The sequence below is a fragment of the Cupriavidus sp. 05T42 genome (assembly GCF_056396345.1).
This window is the reverse complement of the sequence record NZ_JBFTLH010000003.1, coordinates 341,376-361,303: the sequence shown is the minus strand read 5'-3', so window position 1 is coordinate 361,303 and position 19,928 is coordinate 341,376. Positions and strand designations below refer to the sequence as shown.

Genomic DNA, 19,928 nt, shown 5'->3' with positions numbered 1-19,928 from the left:
GTCTCCTTTTTGGATTTGGTACTGCGCTTGTCTGGTGTTGTTCGATCTACCCGCCGATGTAAGCCTTCCGAATGCCTTCGTCCTTGAGCAGCGACTCCCGGTCGCCTTCCATCACGATCCGGCCGCTCTCGATCACGTACGCGCGGTGCGCGATGCCGAGGGCGGCGTAGGCGTTCTGCTCGGCCAGCAGCACCGTGGTGCCGGCGCGGTTGATGCGCTGGATCACCTCGAACATCTGCTTGACCACCAGCGGCGCCAGCCCCAGCGACGGCTCGTCCAGCAGCAGCGCGCGCGGGCGGCCCATCAGCGCGCGGCCCAGCGCCACCATCTGCTGCTGCCCGCCGGACAGCGAGCCGGCGGGGTCGTCCTTCTTCTGGCGCAGGATCGGGAACATCTCGAAGACTTCCTCGAGCGTCTCCCGGATGCCCGCGCTGTCGCGGCGGTGCACGTAGGCGCCCAGCGTCAGGTTCTTCTGCACGCTCATCGCCGGAAACAGCTTGCGGCCTTCGGGGCAGTGCACCAGCCCGGCCTGCACGATCTGCGACGGCTTCATGCCGGACAGTTCCCGGCCATCGAAGCGCATGCTGCCGCCGCTGGTGCGATGGATGCCGCTCATCGCCAGGAAGATCGAGCTCTTGCCCGCGCCGTTGGCGCCGAGCAGCACCACCAGTTCGCCGGCCTTGGCGTGCAGCGAGACGTTGTCCAGCGCACGGAAGCTGCCGTACGACAGCGAGACGCGTTCAAGCTGCAACATGGTCGGCTCCCAGATAGGCTTCGATGACGCGCGGGTCCTGCTGGACCTGCGCCGGCGTGCCTTCGGCGATCTTCTCGCCGTAGTTGAGCACCATGATCTTGTCGGCCAGCCGCATGATCATGTCCATCTTGTGTTCGATCAGGCAGACGGTCTTGCCGTGCCGCACCATCTTGCGGATCAGTTCGGCCAGCCCCACCGTTTCCTCGGGGTTCACGCCGCCGGCCGGTTCATCGAGCAGCAGCAGTTCGGGGTCCGTGGCCAGCGCCAGCGCGAAGGCCACGCGCTTGCGGGCTTCCTGGGTGATGTCGGCGGCCACCTCATGGGCCAGATGCGTCAGGCCGACGAAGTCGAGCGCCGCCTCGGCCTTCTCGCGGCACAGCCGCTCTTCCTGGCGCAGGCGCCGGGAGTTGAACAGCACGTCGGCCAGCCCCGACGACGTGCGCAGCCGGTGGCCGACGATCAGGTTGTCGAGCACCGTCGCGCGGTCGAACAGGGCCGTGGCCTGGAACGTGCGCGCCACGCCGAGCCGGGCGATCTGGTCCGCGCGCAGGCCGGCCACGTCCTGCCCCTTGAACAGGATCTGGCCAGAACTCGGCGCGTGCGTGCCGGCAATCAGGTTGAAGAAGGTGGTCTTGCCGGCGCCATTCGGGCCGATGATCGCGTTGATATGGCCGGCTTCGAACGCCACGGACACGTCGTGCACCGCGGTCAGCCCGCCGAATTTCTTGGTGAGGTTGCGGATCTCAAGCATTCTCGGCTCCGGGGCGGGTGGTCGGGACGGGCGGCTGCACGTTGCCGGGGCGCGCGGCGGCATGCTGGCCACGGCGTGCGGCGGCGGCGCGGCGGGCCTGCTTCTTCAGGTACGAGCCGACGATGCCATCCGGGAAGAAGATGATCAGCAGGATCAGCACCGGGCCGAACACGAGCATGCGGTAGTCCTGCAGGAACTGGAGCGTCTGGGTGACCCAGGGCACCAGCACCGAGCCGAGCAGCGGTCCGAGCAGCGTGCCGGTACCGCCGACCAGCATCGCCATGACCATGTCGAACGTGACATCGGTACGGGCGATGTCCGGGCCCAGGAAGCGCACCTGCCCCGCGTAGAGTGCGCCGGCATAGCCGGCGAAGCCCACCGACAGCACGAACGACAGCACCTTGGTGCGCATCAGGTTGATGCCCAGCGCTTCGGCCAGCGCGTCGCTGTTGCGTACCGCCAGGAAGCTGCGGCCCAGCAGCGAGCTGACGATGCGATGCATGATGAACATGGCGATCACCAGGAAGGTCAGCACGAGGTAGTACTGCGCCGGCACGCTGTCGAAGGTGATCGGGCCGATGGCCGCCGGCACCGGAATGCCGATCAGGCCGACCGTGCCGTGCGTGAGGCCTTCCCACTTCTCGATCAGCAGGTAGATGATGTAGCCGACGCACATCGTGAAGATCGAGAAGTAATGGCCCTTGAGGCGCAGCGACACCACGCCCACCACGTAGCCGAACGCCATGCAGACCACGCCGGAGAGCGCGAAGGCGAGCCAGAACGGCAGTTGGTGGTCCACGGTCAGGATGCCCACCGTGTAGGCGCCAATCGCCATGAAACCGCCGTGCGCCAGGTTGAGCTGGCCCGTATAGCCGGTCAGCAGGTTCAGGCCGAGCGTGGCGATGCCGTAGATGAACGCCAGCGTCATCACGGTCAGGAAGTAGCTGTTGGGCACGACCAGCGGAAACGCGATGGCGGCCGCCAGCAGCAGGGCCCAGCCGGTCTTTCCTTGCAGTGCTTTCATGGATCGCTCCTTACGCCGTCTTGGCGGCGAACAGGCCCTGCGGGCGGATGGACAGGATGATCACCAGCAGCATGAACGCGATGATGTCCTTGTAGTCGGTGGAGATATAGAAGCCGCCGAAGCTCTCGGCCATGCCGATGATCAGGCCGCCGACGATCGCGCCCGGGATGCTGCCCATGCCGCCGAGGATGATGATCACGAACGCCTTGGTGATGACCAGGTTGCCCATGCTCGGGTAGACGAGGTTGATCGGCGCGTACAGCGTGGCGGCGATGGCGGCGAGCGCGCCCGAGATGGCGAAGACCAGCAGGGTGACGCGCGTGGCGTCGATGCCGACCAGCGCGGCGCCCTCGTGGTTCTGGGCCATCGCCATGATCGTGGAGCCGGTGACCGTGCGCGTCAGGAACAGGTGCAGCAGCACCATCAGGCCGAACGCGGCGACGATGATCAGCAGGCGCTGCATCGGCGCGGTGAGGCCGAGGAACTCCACCATCTGGCCGTACGGCGTGGGCATGCGGTGGAAGTCCGCGCCCCACAGCGCCTGCGCGCCGGCTTCCAGGAACAGCAGGATGCCGATGGCGGCAATCATGTCGTGGATCTCGGGCGCGTTGCGCAGCGGATGAAACACCAGGCGGTCCGCCAGCATCGACAGAACGGCCACCACGGCCGCGGCGGCCAGCATCGCCAGCCAGTAGTTCAGGCCCAGCGTGGTCATGGCGTAGTACGACACATAGGCACCGGCCATGTACAGCGCGCCATGCGCGAAGTTCGGCACGTGCAGGATGCCGTAGACCAGCGTGAGCCCCAGCGCCACCAGGCTATACACGCCGCCCAGCGTCAGGCCGTTGAGAAACTGTTGGAAAAACAATGCCACGGGATTACCTCGTACGGTTCGCGAAACAAGGTGCGCGCCGGCGCGGGACCGGGGCGCGTGGAGGTGCGTTGCCGTTGGGGCGGCAGCGCGGGCCGGATCGGCGTTGCGTCAGCCTGACCGGCGCGGATGCTGGCGGTTCAGCGCTGTCGCGGGGTGGCCGTCGATGTGGCGGGCAAGCGCGGCCAGCCTGGCGCTGGTGCCGCGTGTCGGTTGTCTTGCATGTGTTGTCTCCTTGCGTTGCCGCGCCAGGTGGCGCGCCACTCTCCTGGAACCCGGCAGGGCCGAGGGTCCGGTGACGCCGTGTCGTTGCCGCGAATCCTGTCTCCCGCAGCGGGGCAGTGGAGGCGGTTCGCGTTCTAGCACGGTCGTTCGTTTTCAGCGAATTTGCATGGCGATTCGACCAGCGTCAAGCAATCGGGCGATGCATTCCGCTGTGCGAAATACGCATCCCGCGCCAGTGCTCGGGGTCTTGGTGTTATCCCTGATTCTTTGGGGGTAAACGGGGGGCGGCGTGCGCTGGCGTGGGCATCCGGATTGATGCCTGGCGGGAAACACTGTGCGCGCCGAGTCGGTCTGGCGTGGGGTCCACGCGCCACCTACCATGGTCTCAGGCATCGACCACAGGAGAAACGTCATGACCCAACGTACGAACTACTTCCAGCAATCCCCGGAACTGACCAAGAAGCTCATCGAGTTCGGGGCCCTGTTCCAGAAGACCACGATCGAGGCACCGATCCACGAGCTCGTCGAGATTCGCGCGTCGCAGCTCAATGGCTGTGCGTTCTGTGTCGACATGCACATCAAGATGGCCAAGATCCACGGCGAGCGGGAACTGCGCCTGCACCACGTGGCGATCTGGCGCGAATCGACGCTCTTCTCGCCGCGCGAACGCGCCGCGCTGGCTTGGACCGAAGCGCTGACCCACCTTGCCGCCGACGGCGTGCCCGACGCTATCTACGAGCGCGTGCGCACCCAGTACAGCGAAAAGGAACTGTCGGATCTGACCTTCCTGGTCGGGGCCATCAATGCCTGGAACCGCCTGAACGTGGCGTTCCGCATGGTGCCCGGTTCCTCGGACAAGGCGTTCGGACTCGACAAGGCCAACCTGGAGTAATGCCATGAAGACAGTCGCATCCGTTGCTGCAACCCTGATGCTGTCGTGCCTGATGGTGGCCGGGCCGGCAGCCGCCGCGCCGCAGGCCAGCGTCAAGCAGTTGATGACGAAGCCGTTGCCCGAATATCCGGGCAAGGAAGGCGAGATGATCGTCGTGGACTATCCGCCGGGCGCCGTGGATCCCGTGCATCGCCATGATGCGCACGCCTTCGTCTATGTGCTGGAGGGCAGCATCATCATGGGCCTGAAGGGCGGCAAGGAGGTCACGCTCAAGGCGGGCGATACCTTCTACGAAGGCCAGAACGATATCCACACGGTCGGGCGCAACGCCAGCAATACCGAGCCGGCGAAGTTCGTGGTGTTCCTGATCAAGAAAAAGGGCGCGCCGATCCTGACGCCGGTGAAGTAACCGGACAGGGGCCTCCGCGCGTCCCCGTCAACGTCATCTGACTTGGCAACATTTGCCTGCCCCGGACCCATCCCCTAGGGGGTCGTGCGTTTGGGGCGGGTGTCGTGCACGGTGGAGGGCGGCGGGTACACGTCGTCGCTCGCGGCGATGGGCTCGCGCGGGGGCGGGGGCGTGGAGGAGGTGTCCCGGGGCGGCGTGTCGCAGCCGGCCACGCCAAGCCCGAGCAGGGTAATGAGAATGCATCCGGCCAACGCGCTGCCCAGGGCGCGGCCAGGACGGGGATCTCGGTGATAGGCCATGAATGGTCCCGGTGAATGTGCTGTCTTCCAGCATAGACCACCGGTGTTGCCTGCGGATGACTTGTGAATGCGAACCGATTCTGCCCGTCCCTGGGGCTGACATGCCGGTTCAGCGCGCCTTGGCCCAGCGATCGAACACGGCGCAGGCGAGCAGCAGGGCGCTGGTAACAAAGAACACCGCGCGCATGCCAAGGTGCACGCTGATCTGCGCGCCGATCAACGGCCCGATCACCTGCCCGGAGAACTGCGCGGATTGCAGGTAGCCGAGCATCTTGCCGGACTGGTGCTCCTTGACGGCCTGGCGTACGAGCTTGCCGATGGCGGGGAGCAGCCCGGCGAGCGCCATCCCCATTACGCCGCGCAGCGCGGCCAGCGTCCACCAGTTGGTCACGAACGCCTGGGGAATCAGGACAAGGGCGGTGGCCACAAGGCAACCGATGATGACATGCCAGGCACCGACGCGGTCGGCCAGCGCCCCTAGCCGCGAGGCCGTCAGTACGCTGCCAAATGCCGAGCAGGCCATGACGATGCCGGCCACCGTGGCCAGCCGGTCGTGCGGTACATCGAGTTGTCCGATATAGACGGTGATGATTGGCTCGATCGACATATTGGCCAGCAACACCATCGCCGCGGTCACCAGCAAGGCCGGCAACGCGAAGCGATGCGCGCTGCGGGTAGCACCGTCGGAGGGCACGGGTTGGCTGGCGGCCTTCGGCGGACGCGTGAAATCCTCGCGCACGCCAAAGATCGTCAGCAGCGCCGCCACGCCGATCATGGCGCCGCCGGCGAAGAACGTGCCGCGAATCCCGATCAGGTTCGGCAGCAGGCCCCCAATGAGCGGGCCGACCAGATTACCCGTCAGCGCACCGGTGGACAGCACGCCGAGCGCCCAGCCCGCCCGCTCGGGCGGCGCCTGCGTGCCGATCATCACGGTGGCCGCCGACGCATAGCCGCCGATCAACCCCGCAGCGAAGCGCAGCGCAACGAGTTCATAGACGTTGTGGGCCAGCCCGATCATCGACATCACGATGGCCATGCCCACCGCGGCGCGTACCAGCATCGGCTTGCGCCCGAAACGGTCGGCCAGCTTGCCCCACAGGGGCGCGGTCACGGCGGTCGCAAGGAACGTGATGCCGAACGCCACGCCTGACCACTGCACCACTTCGTCCTGCGACGTCACGCCGAGTTGCTCCACGTACAACGGCAAGAACGGCAGCAGCATGCTGAGGCTGACCAGCGTGGTGAAGGAGCCGAAGACGGCAACCGCCAGATTCCGTTGCCAGTAAGCGGCATTGCGGCCGACGTAGCTGTCAGTCGGGTGCCGGGTTGCGGGAGAGGGGAGGGAGGGGGCGGATTCAGTCATTGCGGCGGACGTCTGCGATCGGTGGGGGGCACGGGCCAATCTAGCTGCCCGGCGCCGAGCGAAGAAGACACATCGCGGATCAACAGTTTTGTGCGTTGGTAAAGAATGCGGCGCGCCGGCCCCCCCGATGGCCGGATATCGAACACCACTTGCGCGGCGCTCGTTGGTTTGGCCGTTGCGTCCCCCATAATGAGCCGCCGACTCGCGCGGCAATTCAAAGAAACAGAATCGGAGACAGCAATTGAGTATCAAGACACGCGCCACGGGCGCCGCACGCATGGCGGCCATCCTCATTGCGGGACTGGCCATCGGCCAGGGGGCGAGCGCAGCAGAATGGCCGACGAAGCCGATCAAGGTCATCGTTCCTTATACGCCGGGCGGGTCGACCGACACCGTGTCGCGCGTGGTGTTCGAGCGGGTCTCGCAGACCCTTGGCCAGCCCATCATCATCGAGAACAAGCCGGGCGCCAACAGCACGCTTGGCGTGGGTGTCGCGGCGCGTTCCGCGCCTGACGGCTATACGTTCGTGTCGGTGCTGGCCGCCTACAGCGCCAACATGTCGCTCTACTCGAAGCTGAGCTACAAGCCGTCTGACCTGGTGCCGGTGGCCGAGATGGCGGAACTGCCGCTGTTCCTGTTTGCCAGCAAGCGGCTGCCGGTAAAGACCGTCGGCGAACTCGTCGCCTATGGGCGCAAGAACCCGGACGCGCTGACCTTCGGCTCGAGCGGCGTTGGCAGCTCGGCGCACCTGACCGGCGAACGTCTGGCGATGGAGTCGAAGCTCAAGATGACGCACGTGCCCTACAACGGTAGCGCGCCGATCCTGCCGGCGCTGGTGTCTGGCGAGGTGTCGATCGCGTTCGATCCGCTGCTGGTGCCCATGCCCCACGTGAAGACCGGCAAGATCAACGTGCTGGCTGTGGCGTCGGCAAAGCGCTGGCCCGGAGAACCGCAGATCCCGACCATGGAGGAGTCCGGCTTCCCCGGGTTTGTCATGAGTTCGTGGACCGGCCTGCTGGCGCCGGCCGGCACGCCGCAGCCGGTGGTGGACCGCATGGCGAAGGCCATCGCCGCCGCCACTACCAGTCCTGAAGTATCGAAGAAGCTGACCGAGCTCGGCTTCGTGCCGGTCAGCGATACGCCGGAGGCCTTCCGCAAGCTGATCGAGCGCGACACGGTGCGGTACGGCGAGATCGTCAAGGCGGGGAAGATCTCGCTGGACTGAGTGGCGTCGCTTTTGTGCACATAGCGGGCAATTGCGCATACGCGGGCGGGCGCGGTAGTAGAATCGCGCCATCCCCACTCAGCGCGCTCGCAGTGTTCCATGTCCGATGAAAAGAAGAGCTTGTCCGAGACCATCCGTACGGCGATCGAGCAAGACATTCTGAGCGGGAAGTTGCCCAGCGGCACGCAGCTGGAGGAACAGCAGTTGCTCGCGCGCTTCAAGGTGTCGCGCACCCCGGTGCGCGAGGCGCTGATCCAGCTCGAATCCGCCGGACTGGTCGATCTGGTGCCGCGTCAGGGCGCCATCGTGGCATCGATCACGCTGCGCGAATACGTGGCGATGAGCGAGATCCTGGTGCAGTTGGAGTCGCTGGCCGCCCGGCTGGCGGCACGCCGCATTTCGGCGCCGCAGCGCAAGGCGATCCAGACGGCACTGGAGGCATGCCGGGCGGCTGCCGAGCAGGCCGATGGCGGGGCGTACCGCAAGGCCAACGACACGTTCCATCACATCATCTACGAAGCCAGCTGTAACGACATCCTGTCGCGCCAGATCCTCACCATGCGCGCACGGATGCGCGGCATGCGCGATCTGCGCTTCGAAAAGCCTGCGCGCATCCGCGCCTCGCTGGCGGAGCACGAGGAAGTGCTGGAAGCGATCCTGCGCGGCAGCGAGGACGCCGCCGCGGCGGCCATGGTGCGCCACATCGCCACGGGCGGCGATGTCTATGCGGACATGATCGCCTCGATGCCCGGCGACGGTGCGGGGCGGGGGCGTGGCCGGCGCTGATCGGCGCCGGGGCTCTTCATCGTCGGATCTTCGTCAATCAAGCTTCACGCCGGCCTGCACGATACGCTCCAGCGCATTGCGCCCATCGGCGGAGGCCCACGCGCCGAACTCCGCCGGCGATTCCGATAGCGACACTTCGCTGCCATTGGCGGCCAGCTTGGCGCGGATTTGCGGGTCGGCCATGACCTTGCGCGTGGCCGCGAAGATCTTGTCCCGAATCTCCGGGGGCAAGCCCGCCGGGCCATAGAGGCCGAACCAGAACGTGAAGTTGAACCCCGGGAGCCCGGTTTCGGCCAGCGATGGCAGGCCGGGCGCCACTTCGGACGGCTTCGGCGTCGTCACCCCAATCATCTTCACGACACCTTGCGTGCCCATCGGCAACACCGAGGCGGCCGTCCCGAATGACATTTGCACTTCACCGGCTGCCACGGCCTGCAAGGCCGGCGCGCCGCCCTTGTACGGCACATGCGTCATGCGCACGCCCGTGGCTTTCTCGAACTGCAGCCCCGCCACGTGCGGCGAACCGCCAATGCCGGACGACGAGTAGTTGAAGCCGCCCGCATCGGCCTTCGCCTTGGCCACGAGCGCCTTGACGTCCGCGACACCCAGGTTCTTGTTGACGGCCAGGATCAACGGCGAGACGGTCAGGCGCGTGATGGGCGTGAAATCCTCCCCTTTATAGCGCGCCTTGTAGAGCCGCTGGTCGATGCCATACAGCGTGGCCGTGGCCAACGCCAGCGTATAGCCGTCCGGCGGGGCGCTGGCCAATGCGGTGGAGGCCAGCGTGCTGCCCGCACCGGGCTTGTTATCGACGACGATGGTCTGTCCGAGTTGCTTGGACAAGGCTTCGCCGAAGATGCGCGCCACGTAGTCGGCCGCGCCGGCCGGCGTGTAGCCCACCAGCACGCGAATGGGGCGATTCGGGTAGTCGTCGGCCGCGAGCGCGGGCGAGGCGAACGTTGCCGCCAGCGCCGCCATCGCGAGTACGCGCCTGGCGCGCAAGTATCGAGGGTTCATCGCTTGTCTCCGCCTATTGTTTTGGCTTGTCGGGTGCGGCCGGTCACGCCGCGATATTGGCTTCACGCAATCGGCCGATGCGGGCATCGTCGTAGCCCAGGTCGCGCAGGATGGCGTCCGTATGGGCACCGGGGTCGGGCGCCGCGCTGAAGAATCGCTCGGGATGCGGCGCGGCGGAGAGGTTGATCGGCGAACGCAGCAGCGCCAGCGGTCCCAGTTCGGGGTGGTCGGCGGGGCGTGTCATGCGCAGGTGCTGGACCTGCGGATCCTCGAACGCCTGGCCGATATCGAAGACCGGGCCGCACGGCACGCCGACGGCGTTGAGCCTGTCCGTCAGCTCCGCAGCGGTGAACGCGGCTGTGCAATCGTTGATTGCCGCGTCGACCCGCTCGCGCTGTGCATTTCGCCCGGCGGCACTGTGCAGCGAGGTATCGGCCAACAGCGCATCCGCGCCGAGCGCCTGGCAGAAGTGGGTCCACATGCGGTCGGTGCTGGCGGCGATGTTGACGACGCCATCCTGGCATCGATACGTGCCCATCGGGGCCAGCGTGGGGTGCGCATTGCCTTGCTGCGTGGGCACCACGCCTTCCACCGTGTAGCGTGCGCCCTGGAAATCGAGCTTGTTCAGCATCGCCTCGATGAGCGAGGTGTGGACCCATTGGCCGCGTCCCGTGCGCTCGCGTTGCAGCAGCGCCAGCAGGATGCCTTGCCCCAGGAACATGCCGGCCGTGGTGTCCGAGATGGCGATACCCACGCGTAGCGGACCGTCCCCGGGCATGCCGGTCACCGAACTCAGTCCGCACATGCCCTGCACGATCTGGTCGAGCCCGGGGCGCTCGCAGTACGGGCCGTCCTGCCCGAATCCGGAAATGCTGGCCAGGATCACACGCGGGTTCAGCGCGCTCAGGCGTTCATAGGTCAGGCCCAGCCGCTCCTTCACCACGGAACGGAAGTTTTCCACCACCACGTCCGCGCGGCGCACCAGCGTGGCCAGGATCTCAGCCCCTTCGGGCGTCTTCAGGTCCAGGCAGAGGCTGCGCTTGTTGCGATGCAGATTCTGTTCGTCCGAGCCCCGGCGGCGCCCGGTGACCGAGCCGCGGTCGCGCGGCGGTGGCGGTTCGATGCGGATGACATCCGCCCCCCAGTCCGCCAGCAGCCGCACGGCAACCGGGCCGGCGCGGGCGATGGAAAGATCCAGGACGGTGTAGCCGGACAGCGGTGCGTCGTGAGTCATCGGTCCTCTTCGAGAATTCGTTATCGCCGGTAAAGTATACGAATAGGCAGCATAAATATACGTATACGGATTTACCATGATGCGACTTGACCGCACATGCGCTACGCTTCCCCCGGCCCACCTACGGCCAATAGGCCACTTTTTGCAGCGGAGCCGGGCATACCTCCCGCCGGCTTGGAGACCACAGACCGTATGCATACGAACGCAGTCCGTATAAGAAAGCATGGCGACGCCGACGTGCTCGAACTCGACGAAGTGCCGGTTGCTGCGCCCGCAGCCGCCGAAGTCCAGATCCGGCAATCGGCTATCGGCCTGAACTTCGCCGACATCTACCAGCGCAGCGGCGCCCATGGCCCGCACACGCCGACGCCGTTTCCCATCACGTTGGGATCGGTCGGCGCGGGCATCGTCACGGCGGTCGGGCGGGAGGTGTCGGGCGTTGTGGTCGGGCAGCGCGTGGCGGCCATGTATCCGGGCGCGTATCAGGTCACGCGCAACGTGCCGGCCGATCGCGTCGTGCCGCTGCCGGACACGATTTCCGAGGAGGTGGCCGGCGCCACCCTGTTGCGGGGACTGACGGCCGAGTACCTGTTGCGGCGGCTGTATGTGGTGCAGCCCGGCGATGGGGTGCTGGTGCATGCGGCGGCCGGCGGAATGGGCGTGCTGCTGTCGCAATGGGCGCGCTCGCTCGGCGCGACAGTGATCGGCACCGTGGGCAGCGAAGCCAAGCGCCGCGTGGCGCTGGACCACGGCTGCCATCACGTGATCTGCTATCGCGACACGGATTTTGTCGCGGAAGTCATGGCGCTGACACAGGGCAAGGGTGTCGCCGTCGTCTACGACGCGGTCGGCAAGGACGTCTTCGTGCCATCGCTGCAATGCCTGAAGCCATGCGGGATGGCCATCAACTACGGCACCGCGTCCGGCGACGTGGAAGCATTCGACCTGCAGCTGCTGCATGCGAAGTCGCTGATCGTGTCGCGGCCGACGCTGCGTACGTTCATCGCCGATGCGGCGTCGCTACGTCGCGCGGCGCTGGCGCTTTTCTCGGCGGTGGAAGCAGGGCACCTGCGATTGGAGGTGGGGCAGCGCTTTGCCTTGTCCGACGTCCGGGAGGCCCATCGCAGCCTCGAAGGCCGCGCCACGACAGGCGCCACCGTGCTGATTCCCTGACCGGAGATCGCCCACATGAGACTGTTCCACGGCTGGTTATCCAGCGCGTCGCGCCGCGTGCGGCTGTGTATGGCGGAGAAGGGCGTCGATTACGAGAGCGTGCCTGTCGATCTGGCCGCGCAGGAGCACCATTCGCCAGCGTTCCTGGCGATGAATCCGAACGGCGTGGTGCCGGCGCTGGTGCTGGACGATGGCCGTTTCCTGTACGAAAGCGGCACGATCTGCGAATACCTCGACGACGCCCTGCCGCATCCCCCGCTGCGCCCGGCCGACCCGTATGCGCGGGCCACGATGCGCAACTTCGTCCGCTGGACCGACGACAAGCTGCTGCCTAACCTGCTGATCCTGAACTGGAGCATCGCGCTGCAGCCCGTGGCGTCGCAATGGAGCGATGCGGATCTGGCGGGGAAGCTTGCGCGCATCCCGACACCGGAGCGGCGCGAAGCCTGGCGCCGTATCGCACGCAAGCCGTACTCGGACGAGGAGAAGCGCGCGGCGCTCGACGCCTTGCTGGCATTGCTGCCGAAGATGGCATCGATGCTCGACAACGGGCCCTGGCTGATGGGCCCACACTATTCGCTGGCCGATATCGCCGCGGTGCCGTTTATCGCGCGGATTGCCGAACTCGCGCCAGAGGCCATGGCGGCAGACCGCATGCCGGCGGTGGCCGACTGGTGGCAGCGCGTGCAGCAGCGTCCGGCCTTCGCGCAGGCGCGCATCGAACGATTCGACGTCGCGCTGCGAGCGCGAGAGACTACCCTTTCTTGATCCGGAGATTTGACGCATGGCTTCCGAAGGTTCGCTTCCCACGCTCGATATTGCCGCCCATGTGGCCACGCTGACGCTGCAGCGCCCCGATGTGGCCAACCGGCTGGGCCCTGACGATCTGCAGGCATTGCTGCAGCACATTGAAACCGTGAACGGCAGCGATGTCCGCGTGCTGATCCTGCGCAGCACGGGCAAGTACTTCTGCAGCGGCTTCGATATCGGCAAGCTCGCCGCCGGCCAGCGTGGCGCGGGCTTCGAGCCGCTGGTCAATGCGATGGAGGATTGCCGCGCGGTGACCATCGCCGAAATCCAGGGTGGCGTCTACGGCGGCGGCACGGACCTGTCGTTGGCGTGCGACTTCCGGCTCGGCACCGACGCCGTGGAGATGTTCATGCCAGCCGCGCGCCTGGGCCTGCATTTCTATGAGCGCGGCATGCGCCGCTACGTGACGAGGCTGGGCCTGAATGCCGCCAAGCGCCTGTTCCTGACCGCTGAACGGATCCAGGCACCCGAGATGCTGGCGTGTGGGTTCCTGACCGAACTGCTCCCCGCGGATCAACTGCGCGAGCGTGCGGCGCAGTTGGCCGGGACCATCGCCGGGCTGGCGCCCATTGCCGTGCAGGGCATGAAGCGGCATCTGAACGCGATCGCGCGCGGAGACCTGGACACCGCGGCGCTTGCCGAGGACATCCGGCGCGCGACGCAATCGGAAGACATCCGCGAAGGCGCGCTCGCGTGGAAGGAAAAGCGCAAGCCAGCTTTTACGGGCAAGTAAGGTCGCATCACGCAGCAGACAAACACAAGACCAAAAGAAAGGGAGGGGCGATGGAGCACAAGGGAATGTCGCGCAGGCAGTGGCTGAAGTCGGCTGCCGTGCTGACGGCGGGGAGTGCGGTCACGGGAAGCGTGCGCGCGATGGCAGAAGATCCGGTGTTCTCGGTGGTCGAGACCGCCGATGGCAAGGTGCGGGGCCTGCGGTCAGGGGGCGTGCACGTGTTCAAGGGCCTGCGCTACGGCGCCGACACAGGCGGTGCCAACCGCTTCATGCCGCCGCAGCCGGTGGCGAAGTGGAGCGGCGTGCGCGATGCCACCGCCTACGGCAACTACGCGCCGCAGATGCCGGCCGACCGGCGCCGTGCCTACGCGGACCTGATCGCCTACGATCTGCAGCCGGGCGGCATGGGCGAAGACTGCCTGGTGCTGAACCTGTGGACGCCATCGCCCGCAAAGGCCGCGAAGCGGCCGGTGCTCGTGCATCTGCACGGCGGCGGGTTCTATGCGGGATCGGGCAATTCGCCGCAGTTCGACGGCGAGATGATGGCGCGCTTTGGCGACGTGGTGTTCATCACCATCAATCACCGGCTTGGCTCGTTTGGCTATCTGAATCTGGCCGAGGCCGGCGGCGAGCGCTATGCGCAGTCGGGCGCGGTGGGCATGCTCGATATTGTCGCGGCGCTGCGCTGGGTGCGGGAGAACGTGGAGTCGTTCGGCGGGGATCCGTCGCGCGTGCTGGTGTTTGGCCAGTCGGGCGGCGGCCTCAAGACCAGCACGCTGATGGCGATGCCGTCGGCGCAGGGGCTGTTTCATCGCGCTGGCGTCATGAGCGGTTCGGGCATTCGTGTGCTGACGGCGGCGCAGTCCACGGAGGTCGCGGCCAAGTACCTGTCCACGCTCCAGATCGGCAAGGGCTCGGTGGACCGACTGCATACGCTGCCGTTCGAGCAACTGCTGGCGGCGCAAATGCGCTTCGAAGCCGCAGACCGATTGAAGGGCGAGGCGCCACGCGCCTTCGCGCCGTCGATAGACGGTGTGGCGATTCCCCGCCATCCGTTCGATCCGGATGCGCCGGCCATCTCGTCGCAGGTGCCGATGATCATCAGCACGACGCTGGACGAGCGCGCGTACCGCCAGATCAATTTCGATCTCGACGATGCCGGGCTGCTGCGATTCGCGCAGACGCGCGTGGGCGACGACGCGTCGCGTCTGGTGGCGATGTATCGGGATGAGGATCCGCGTGCCACGCCGTTCGTGCTGCAGGCGCGGATCGATACGGACATGACGTTCCGTCGCATCGCCCAGCTGCAGGCGGATCGCAAAGCCGCCGCGCACGCCAGTGGCAATAGCGCGCCGGTGTGGACATATCTGTGGAAGACGCCGAGCCCGGCTTACGGCGGCCGCTATGGCGCGCCGCATGGCGTCGATATCGGACCGAGTCTGCACGACATCCGCATGGGGCTGAACGGGCCGAGCGATACCAGCCTGCGTCTGGCCGATCAACTGGCCAGCGCCTGGGTCAGCTTCGCCGCGACGGGCGACCCCGCCAATGCCAAGACCCCGCAATGGCCAGCGTATTCGGCTACGCGGCGCACCACGTTGGTATTCGATGGCGAGGCCTCCGGCACCCGCGCGCAGGAGGATCCTCGCCGGGCGTTCCGGGAGTACTGGGCCGGGCGGCTGTAGGCCACCCGTGCCGGCTAGGGCTTGAAGAACGACACCGGCGTCATCAGCCGGTTTTCCTGGCTGATCAGGTAGGCGGCGTCGGCGCTTATCTTCAGGTACTCGCCCCAGGCCGGATCCTTCTGCAGCGCCTGGCGCTTGGCCTCGCGGTCGGCCGCGCTTTCATAGACCCAGATGTGCGTGTAGCTGTTCACATTGCCGGTCTCGGTTTGCATATAGGCCAGCGGCTTGCCCAGATGGCGGCTCTGGGTCTCGTAGCCGTGCTCGGCATACAGCGCCAGGTGTTTCTTGATCGTGCCGGGGCGGCAGGTGTAGGTGCGAACGTCGTACAGCATGGGGTTTCCTCCAGGGATAGCGATGGCGATGGCGATGCGTGGCGTCAATCGACGGTGGCGCCGGACTGCTTGACCAGCACGGCCCAGCGCGCCACTTCCTGATTCACGTATTTCTGAAATGCGGGTTGATCGTCCCCGACCGGGTCGGCGCCCAGCCCTTTCAGCCGATCCTTGACGGCGGGGTCGGCCACGCTCTGGACGATGGCCTGCGAGAGCTTCTCGACGGCAGCTTTCGGCGTGCCGGCCGGTGCGAACAGGCCGAACCACGAGCGCGCGGTCATGCCCTGGAACGGCGTTTCGGAGAAGGCGGGCACGTCGGGCAGGGCGGCGTGGCGCTTGTTGCCCGTCACCGCCAGTGCCTTGAGCTTGCCGCTCTGCACTTGCGCGAGGACTTCGGGCAGGTTGGCGAACATGACCTGCACCTGGCCACCCATCACGTCATTGAGCGCCTGCGCCCCGCCCTTGTAGGCCACGTGCGTCATCTTCGTACCAGCCAGCGTGCTGAACTGCTCGCCGGCCAGATGGGAGGCGGTGCCGGTGCCGCCCGACGCGTAATTGACACGGCCGGCGTTGGACTTGGCGTAGGCGGCGAGTTCGGCCGCCGAATTGACCGGTACGGTCGGATTCACCACCAGCAGCAGGGGGACGGACGCCAGGTTCGACAACCCTACGAAATCCCGCGTGAGACTGTAGTTGAGCTTCTGGTAGAGCGATGCGTTGATGGCATGGCTCGACGTGGCCATCAGCAGCGTGTAGCCGTCGGCGTCCGCGCGTGCGGCCGAGACGGCGCCGATATTGCCATTGGCGCCGGCCTTGTTCTCCACCACGACCGACTGCCCGAGCCGGGCCGACATGGCCTGCGCCACGGTGCGCGCGATCACGTCGGTGGCGCCGCCAGCGGCGAACGGCACGATGATGCGCAGGGGATGATCGGGGTATTCCGCCATCGCGCTGAAGGGGATAACGGCCAATACGGCGGCCACGGCAAGGCCCCGCAACGGGGCGATGACTCGGTACATGTCTGTCTCCTGTGCTTTTGGTACTTTTTGGTGCTTATGGATGCACCATGAGGAGCACTGTACGCACGCGCGTGGCGGCAGTGTTAGGACGGATCAGACGTTGAGTTGGACTTTTTCGCGCGTTAGTCGAGCGGACGGCAGTGCTTCCTGCGGAAATCGCCCGGCGTGAGGCCGGTCTGCTTCTTGAAGAAGCGCGCGAAGTAGGCCGGATCCTCGATATTGAGCCGGAACGCGATCTCGGCGATGCCGGTTTCGGTGTTGCTGAGCCAGCGCTTGGCTTCCAGCACCACGCGTTCCTGTACCACCTGGCTGGCGGTGCGCGCCAGGGTGCGCTTGACTGCCTCGTTGAGCTGGCGCTCGCTCACGCAGAGCGCCTCGGCGTACTGGCCGATCGTGCCGAAGCGCAGGTAGTGGGTTTCCACCAGCATCGTGAAGCGGCGCGTGAGGGCCTGATGCGGGCCAACGCCGCCGGCGGGCTCGTTCTCGGGGCACAGGCGGCGCAGGCGCGTGAGCAGGATCAGCAGGCAGGCCTGCACCACGTCCGGGAAGCCGGGCTGGCGATTCCGCGCCTCCTGCTCCATCTCGTCGAGCAATGGCAGCAGGCCGTCATGCTGGTCCGGCGTGAGATAGAGCGCGCTCTGGGTGCGCGTGGGGTGGTAGAACGGGAATTTCGCGGCGTCGTCGGCGCGCGGAAACATCCGGGCGAAGAAGTCAGTGCTGAAGTTCAGCACGTAGCCGTGCGGCTTCACGGATGACGTCCAGGCATGCACCTGCCCGGGCGAGAGGAAGAACACCGAGTGGTCGCGCACGTCGAAATGCGCGAAGTCGAGCATGTGCGTGCCGCTCGCCCGGGTCATCCAGAGCAGGTGATAGTAGTTGTGCCGATGCAGGAAGCCGCGCGGGATGTCGTCGCGGTCCTGCAGCCGTACGAGGTCGAAGTAGAACGACCCATCGCCCGCGAAATCCGATGTCTCGAAGGTGGGAATCTCGCCGGCGGGGCTGGCGGGGAGGGCTTCGGGCAAGCGCGGGTCTCCTTGTGTTTCTGATCCTGGTTACCGGCGCCATGCTATCGCAAAACCGTGCTCACCATCCCCCGAAACGAGGCCATTGCGCTTCCACCACAGTGCTGCCCGCGACGACCGTGTAGGCGCCATGCTGCGCCCCAGTGGCGCACGCGTGATTGGGCAGCACGCGCAACAGCGTGCCGACCGGCAGCATCGGCGTGGCGGACGGATCCGTGCGATGGCTGACGATGCCATGCTCCTGGTTGGCATCGACCATCACCAGATCCGGCAGCGGCTTGCCGTCGATATCGCACACCAGCCCGTAGCCCTGGTCGATCGGCTGCTTCGCGGTGCCACGGTCGCGCGACATCGCCATCCATCCCGCGTCCGTGATCAGCCAGCCTTTCTCGCGCTGGTGGCCGATCACCGTGCACAACACCGACAGGGCGATGTCATCCACGTTGCAGACCCCGATGCCGTGCATCACCAGATCGAAGAACACGAACACGCCGGCCCGGACCTCCGTCACACCTTCGAGCGAGCGGGCGAAATGCGCGGTAGGCGTGCTGCCGACGCTCACCACCGGCGCCCGGTAACCGGCGGCGCGCAGCCGTTCCGCCGCCTGGACCGCGCCGGCGCGCTCCTGCTCGGCGACGGCTTCGATGGCCTCGGCCGAACGGCAATTGTAGGAATCGCCCGCATGGGTGAGCACGCCCGCGAGCCAGGCGCCCGTGCCTTCGTCCTTGCCCAGTGCGGCGGCGATATCGAGCAATGCCGGGTCCGCCGGCTTGACGCCCGAGCGGTGCCCGTCGGTATCGATCTCGATCAACACCGGCACGTTCAGGGCGCGTTCGCGACACCAGTCGGCGAGTGCGTGGGCGGCCTCGACGTTGTCCAGCAACAGCGTCAGCGCGGCGCCGCGTCGCAGAAGGTCTTCGACATGGGGCAGCTTGGACGGCACGATGCCCACTGCGTACAGGATGTCGCGCCAGCCGTGGTCGAGGAAGTAGCCTGCTTCCTTCAACGTTGACACGGTGATGGGCGTGCCCGGTGCGCCGATGCGAGACGCGACGTCGGCGGACTTGTTGGTCTTGGCGTGTGGTCGCAGCGTGACGCCGAAGGGCGCAAGGCGGTCTCGCAGCCGCGCGATATTGCGCTCCATCTTCAGGCGGTCCAGCACGAGGACCGGCGTTTCAAGTGCTTGCAAGTTCATGGGAATCCGTTATGCGAGTGCCAGTACGCGCTGGAGGTTCGAGCCTTGCAGTGTAGAGGGGCCGGACCCTCAGGTGGTTAATGCCATAGAATGGCTTCATTCACCTACAGGTTAATAATGAAGCTGGACATCGAGGATCTGCGGTTCATCCTGGCGCTGGACCGTCTGGGGAGCCTGGCCGCCTTGGCCCGGGAAGAGAATGTCACGCCGCCGGCCGTGACCAAGCGGCTGAGCCAGTTGGAGGCGCGCCTGGGGATCCGGCTGGCCCAGCGGACCACGCGGCGCCTGCAACTGACGCACGAAGGACACCTCCTGGCGCAGCACGCCACTGGCGTTCTGGAGCAGATGCAGGTGATCGAAGAGGCGCTACAGCAGCGTAGTCAGGTTGTGGCGGGCAAGCTGAAGGTCCACGGGCCGTTTGGCTTCGGGCGCCGCTACCTCGGACCGCTGTTGGCGCAGTTTCACAGCACCCATCCTAATCTCGAGGTGCAGTTGTACCTGTCGGACAACCTGATGCTGCCGCGCCAACCCGTGCATGGCCGCGATGCCTTCGACGTGCTGGTCAGCATCGGCACGATCCCGGATTCGCGCTGGATTGCGCATCGCCTTGCCCCGAACCGTCGCATCCTGTGCGCCGCGCCCGAATACCTCGCCAAGGCCCCGCCGTTGGAGACGCCGGCGGACCTTGAACGGCACGCCTGCCTGGTGCTCAGGGAGAACGACGAGGATGTGACGCTGTGGCGCTTTGCCGAAGACGACGGCGACGGCGACAGGAACCATCGCCCAGCGCGATCACGGGAACTGACCGTACGGGTGCGTCCCACGATGGAGAGCAATGATGGCGACGTGGTTCATCACTGGTGCCTGACCGGCAAGGGCATCATGGCGCGGTCGGAATGGGATGTGGCCGATGAACTGGCCGCCGGGCGGCTGGTGGCGCTGCTGCCAGCGTACCGGCTGCCCGATGCGGATGTGATGGCGCTGGTGCCGCAGTCACGCCAGTCGTCCATGCGCACGCAACGATTCGTCGAGATGCTGCGCAACGTGCTGGGGCCCAGGCCGCCGTGGCGCATGACCCGCCAGCCGTAGAAGGCGGACGGGTCAAGCCA

General features: G+C 66.5%; 21 protein-coding genes. 9 read left to right on the top strand and 12 right to left on the bottom strand.

Annotation, left to right across the window (positions count from 1 at the left end; genetic code table 11):
* Window positions 1-46: 46 nt before the first annotated feature.
* From AC1EJR_RS05820 to AC1EJR_RS05805, 4 genes are read right to left on the bottom strand one after another with little or no spacing between them, the layout of a single operon-like run.
* On the bottom strand, window positions 47-754 hold the full coding sequence (locus AC1EJR_RS05820; RefSeq protein WP_092294502.1) for an ABC transporter ATP-binding protein: 708 nt from the start codon (window positions 752-754) through the stop codon (window positions 47-49).
* A complete protein-coding gene (locus tag AC1EJR_RS05815; protein WP_092294504.1) occupies window positions 741-1,505 on the bottom strand; it encodes an ABC transporter ATP-binding protein in 765 nt (254 codons plus the stop codon). Before AC1EJR_RS05815 ends, AC1EJR_RS05820 begins: the two co-directional genes overlap by 14 nt.
* Window positions 1,498-2,529 carry a branched-chain amino acid ABC transporter permease gene (locus AC1EJR_RS05810; protein ID WP_441592842.1) on the bottom strand — a complete coding sequence of 344 codons (1,032 nt, stop codon included), beginning with the start codon at window positions 2,527-2,529 and terminating at the stop codon, window positions 1,498-1,500. Before AC1EJR_RS05810 ends, AC1EJR_RS05815 begins: the two co-directional genes overlap by 8 nt.
* Before the next feature lie 10 nt (window positions 2,530-2,539).
* Complete coding sequence (locus AC1EJR_RS05805) at window positions 2,540-3,403, bottom strand: branched-chain amino acid ABC transporter permease (protein ID WP_477113094.1); 864 nt, start codon at window positions 3,401-3,403, stop codon at window positions 2,540-2,542.
* Window positions 3,404-4,037: 634 nt separating this feature from the next.
* On the opposite strand from AC1EJR_RS05805, the gene AC1EJR_RS05800 reads away from it, so the two are divergent.
* Window positions 4,038-4,517, top strand: a complete 480-nt coding sequence (locus AC1EJR_RS05800; RefSeq protein WP_092294510.1) for a carboxymuconolactone decarboxylase family protein — start codon at window positions 4,038-4,040, stop codon at window positions 4,515-4,517.
* A gap of 4 nt (window positions 4,518-4,521) precedes the next feature.
* A complete protein-coding gene (locus tag AC1EJR_RS05795) occupies window positions 4,522-4,926 on the top strand; it encodes a cupin domain-containing protein (protein WP_092294512.1) in 405 nt (134 codons plus the stop codon).
* Window positions 4,927-5,000: 74 nt separating this feature from the next.
* Here AC1EJR_RS05795 and AC1EJR_RS05790 read toward each other — a convergent pair whose 3' ends face one another.
* Together AC1EJR_RS05790 and AC1EJR_RS05785 are read right to left on the bottom strand one after the other, a co-directional pair.
* The gene (locus AC1EJR_RS05790; RefSeq protein ID WP_143093890.1) at window positions 5,001-5,225 is read right to left on the bottom strand and encodes a hypothetical protein; all 225 of its coding nucleotides are present in this window, start codon (window positions 5,223-5,225) and stop codon (window positions 5,001-5,003) included.
* Between the two features lie 109 nt (window positions 5,226-5,334).
* A complete protein-coding gene (locus AC1EJR_RS05785) occupies window positions 5,335-6,588 on the bottom strand; it encodes an MFS transporter (RefSeq protein ID WP_092294514.1) in 1,254 nt (417 codons plus the stop codon).
* 277 nt (window positions 6,589-6,865) lie between these two features.
* On the opposite strand from AC1EJR_RS05785, the gene AC1EJR_RS05780 reads away from it, so the two are divergent.
* Both AC1EJR_RS05780 and AC1EJR_RS05775 read left to right on the top strand, forming a co-directional pair.
* The gene (locus AC1EJR_RS05780) at window positions 6,866-7,813 is read left to right on the top strand and encodes a Bug family tripartite tricarboxylate transporter substrate binding protein (RefSeq protein ID WP_177219924.1); all 948 of its coding nucleotides are present in this window, start codon (window positions 6,866-6,868) and stop codon (window positions 7,811-7,813) included.
* Window positions 7,814-7,912: 99 nt separating this feature from the next.
* Complete coding sequence (locus tag AC1EJR_RS05775; protein WP_092294518.1) at window positions 7,913-8,599, top strand: GntR family transcriptional regulator; 687 nt, start codon at window positions 7,913-7,915, stop codon at window positions 8,597-8,599.
* A gap of 33 nt (window positions 8,600-8,632) precedes the next feature.
* Here the strand turns inward: AC1EJR_RS05775 and AC1EJR_RS05770 are convergent, their stop codons facing one another.
* Window positions 8,633-9,616, bottom strand: coding sequence for a Bug family tripartite tricarboxylate transporter substrate binding protein (locus AC1EJR_RS05770; protein ID WP_369823418.1), 984 nt, complete (start codon window positions 9,614-9,616; stop codon window positions 8,633-8,635).
* A gap of 43 nt (window positions 9,617-9,659) precedes the next feature.
* Window positions 9,660-10,850 (bottom strand): CaiB/BaiF CoA transferase family protein, encoded by a 1,191-nt coding sequence (locus tag AC1EJR_RS05765; RefSeq protein ID WP_092294522.1) that lies wholly within the window; start codon window positions 10,848-10,850, stop codon window positions 9,660-9,662.
* A gap of 192 nt (window positions 10,851-11,042) precedes the next feature.
* Between AC1EJR_RS05765 and AC1EJR_RS05760 the strand changes: the two genes are divergently transcribed.
* The 4 genes from AC1EJR_RS05760 to AC1EJR_RS05745 all read left to right on the top strand — a co-directional run bounded on the left by AC1EJR_RS05760 (window position 11,043) and on the right by AC1EJR_RS05745 (window position 15,251).
* A complete protein-coding gene (locus AC1EJR_RS05760) occupies window positions 11,043-12,023 on the top strand; it encodes a quinone oxidoreductase family protein (protein ID WP_477113093.1) in 981 nt (326 codons plus the stop codon).
* Between the two features lie 15 nt (window positions 12,024-12,038).
* The gene (locus tag AC1EJR_RS05755; RefSeq protein ID WP_092294526.1) at window positions 12,039-12,791 is read left to right on the top strand and encodes a glutathione S-transferase family protein; all 753 of its coding nucleotides are present in this window, start codon (window positions 12,039-12,041) and stop codon (window positions 12,789-12,791) included.
* A gap of 16 nt (window positions 12,792-12,807) precedes the next feature.
* Window positions 12,808-13,566 carry an enoyl-CoA hydratase/isomerase family protein gene (locus tag AC1EJR_RS05750; RefSeq protein ID WP_441592838.1) on the top strand — a complete coding sequence of 253 codons (759 nt, stop codon included), beginning with the start codon at window positions 12,808-12,810 and terminating at the stop codon, window positions 13,564-13,566.
* Window positions 13,567-13,631: 65 nt separating this feature from the next.
* The gene (locus AC1EJR_RS05745) at window positions 13,632-15,251 is read left to right on the top strand and encodes a carboxylesterase/lipase family protein (protein ID WP_255370809.1); all 1,620 of its coding nucleotides are present in this window, start codon (window positions 13,632-13,634) and stop codon (window positions 15,249-15,251) included.
* A 14-nt stretch (window positions 15,252-15,265) separates the two neighbouring features.
* Here AC1EJR_RS05745 and AC1EJR_RS05740 read toward each other — a convergent pair whose 3' ends face one another.
* The 4 genes from AC1EJR_RS05740 to AC1EJR_RS05725 form a co-directional block, all read right to left on the bottom strand.
* Window positions 15,266-15,583 carry an NIPSNAP family protein gene (locus tag AC1EJR_RS05740; RefSeq protein ID WP_092294531.1) on the bottom strand — a complete coding sequence of 106 codons (318 nt, stop codon included), beginning with the start codon at window positions 15,581-15,583 and terminating at the stop codon, window positions 15,266-15,268.
* 44 nt (window positions 15,584-15,627) lie between these two features.
* Window positions 15,628-16,602 carry a Bug family tripartite tricarboxylate transporter substrate binding protein gene (locus tag AC1EJR_RS05735; protein WP_092294532.1) on the bottom strand — a complete coding sequence of 325 codons (975 nt, stop codon included), beginning with the start codon at window positions 16,600-16,602 and terminating at the stop codon, window positions 15,628-15,630.
* Window positions 16,603-16,724: 122 nt separating this feature from the next.
* Complete coding sequence (locus AC1EJR_RS05730) at window positions 16,725-17,624, bottom strand: helix-turn-helix domain-containing protein (RefSeq protein ID WP_441592835.1); 900 nt, start codon at window positions 17,622-17,624, stop codon at window positions 16,725-16,727.
* Between the two features lie 61 nt (window positions 17,625-17,685).
* Entirely contained in the window at window positions 17,686-18,819 is a 1,134-nt protein-coding gene (locus AC1EJR_RS05725; RefSeq protein ID WP_441592834.1) for a DSD1 family PLP-dependent enzyme, read from the bottom strand.
* Window positions 18,820-18,909: 90 nt separating this feature from the next.
* Here AC1EJR_RS05725 and AC1EJR_RS05720 point away from each other — a divergent pair, with 90 nt between their 5' ends.
* The gene (locus AC1EJR_RS05720; RefSeq protein ID WP_477113092.1) at window positions 18,910-19,908 is read left to right on the top strand and encodes a LysR family transcriptional regulator; all 999 of its coding nucleotides are present in this window, start codon (window positions 18,910-18,912) and stop codon (window positions 19,906-19,908) included.
* The last annotated feature ends 20 nt before the right edge of the window (window positions 19,909-19,928 follow it).

Bases quoted from the DNA above. Each gene is read 5' to 3' on its own strand.
- AC1EJR_RS05820 (WP_092294502.1), bottom strand. From the start codon at position 754: ATGTTGCAGCTTGAACGCGTCTCGCTGTCGTACGGCAGCTTCCGTGCG.
- AC1EJR_RS05815 (WP_092294504.1), bottom strand. From the start codon at position 1,505: ATGCTTGAGATCCGCAACCTCACCAAGAAATTCGGCGGGCTGACCGCG.
- AC1EJR_RS05810 (WP_441592842.1), bottom strand. From the start codon at position 2,529: ATGAAAGCACTGCAAGGAAAGACCGGCTGGGCCCTGCTGCTGGCGGCC.
- AC1EJR_RS05800 (WP_092294510.1), top strand. From the start codon at position 4,038: ATGACCCAACGTACGAACTACTTCCAGCAATCCCCGGAACTGACCAAG.
- AC1EJR_RS05795 (WP_092294512.1), top strand. From the start codon at position 4,522: ATGAAGACAGTCGCATCCGTTGCTGCAACCCTGATGCTGTCGTGCCTG.
- AC1EJR_RS05790 (WP_143093890.1), bottom strand. From the start codon at position 5,225: ATGGCCTATCACCGAGATCCCCGTCCTGGCCGCGCCCTGGGCAGCGCG.
- AC1EJR_RS05785 (WP_092294514.1), bottom strand. From the start codon at position 6,588: ATGACTGAATCCGCCCCCTCCCTCCCCTCTCCCGCAACCCGGCACCCG.
- AC1EJR_RS05780 (WP_177219924.1), top strand. From the start codon at position 6,866: ATGGCGGCCATCCTCATTGCGGGACTGGCCATCGGCCAGGGGGCGAGC.
- AC1EJR_RS05775 (WP_092294518.1), top strand. From the start codon at position 7,913: ATGTCCGATGAAAAGAAGAGCTTGTCCGAGACCATCCGTACGGCGATC.
- AC1EJR_RS05770 (WP_369823418.1), bottom strand. From the start codon at position 9,616: ATGAACCCTCGATACTTGCGCGCCAGGCGCGTACTCGCGATGGCGGCG.
- AC1EJR_RS05765 (WP_092294522.1), bottom strand. From the start codon at position 10,850: ATGACTCACGACGCACCGCTGTCCGGCTACACCGTCCTGGATCTTTCC.
- AC1EJR_RS05760 (WP_477113093.1), top strand. From the start codon at position 11,043: ATGCATACGAACGCAGTCCGTATAAGAAAGCATGGCGACGCCGACGTG.
- AC1EJR_RS05755 (WP_092294526.1), top strand. From the start codon at position 12,039: ATGAGACTGTTCCACGGCTGGTTATCCAGCGCGTCGCGCCGCGTGCGG.
- AC1EJR_RS05750 (WP_441592838.1), top strand. From the start codon at position 12,808: ATGGCTTCCGAAGGTTCGCTTCCCACGCTCGATATTGCCGCCCATGTG.
- AC1EJR_RS05745 (WP_255370809.1), top strand. From the start codon at position 13,632: ATGTCGCGCAGGCAGTGGCTGAAGTCGGCTGCCGTGCTGACGGCGGGG.
- AC1EJR_RS05740 (WP_092294531.1), bottom strand. From the start codon at position 15,583: ATGCTGTACGACGTTCGCACCTACACCTGCCGCCCCGGCACGATCAAG.
- AC1EJR_RS05735 (WP_092294532.1), bottom strand. From the start codon at position 16,602: ATGTACCGAGTCATCGCCCCGTTGCGGGGCCTTGCCGTGGCCGCCGTA.
- AC1EJR_RS05725 (WP_441592834.1), bottom strand. From the start codon at position 18,819: ATGAACTTGCAAGCACTTGAAACGCCGGTCCTCGTGCTGGACCGCCTG.
- AC1EJR_RS05720 (WP_477113092.1), top strand. From the start codon at position 18,910: ATGGCTTCATTCACCTACAGGTTAATAATGAAGCTGGACATCGAGGAT.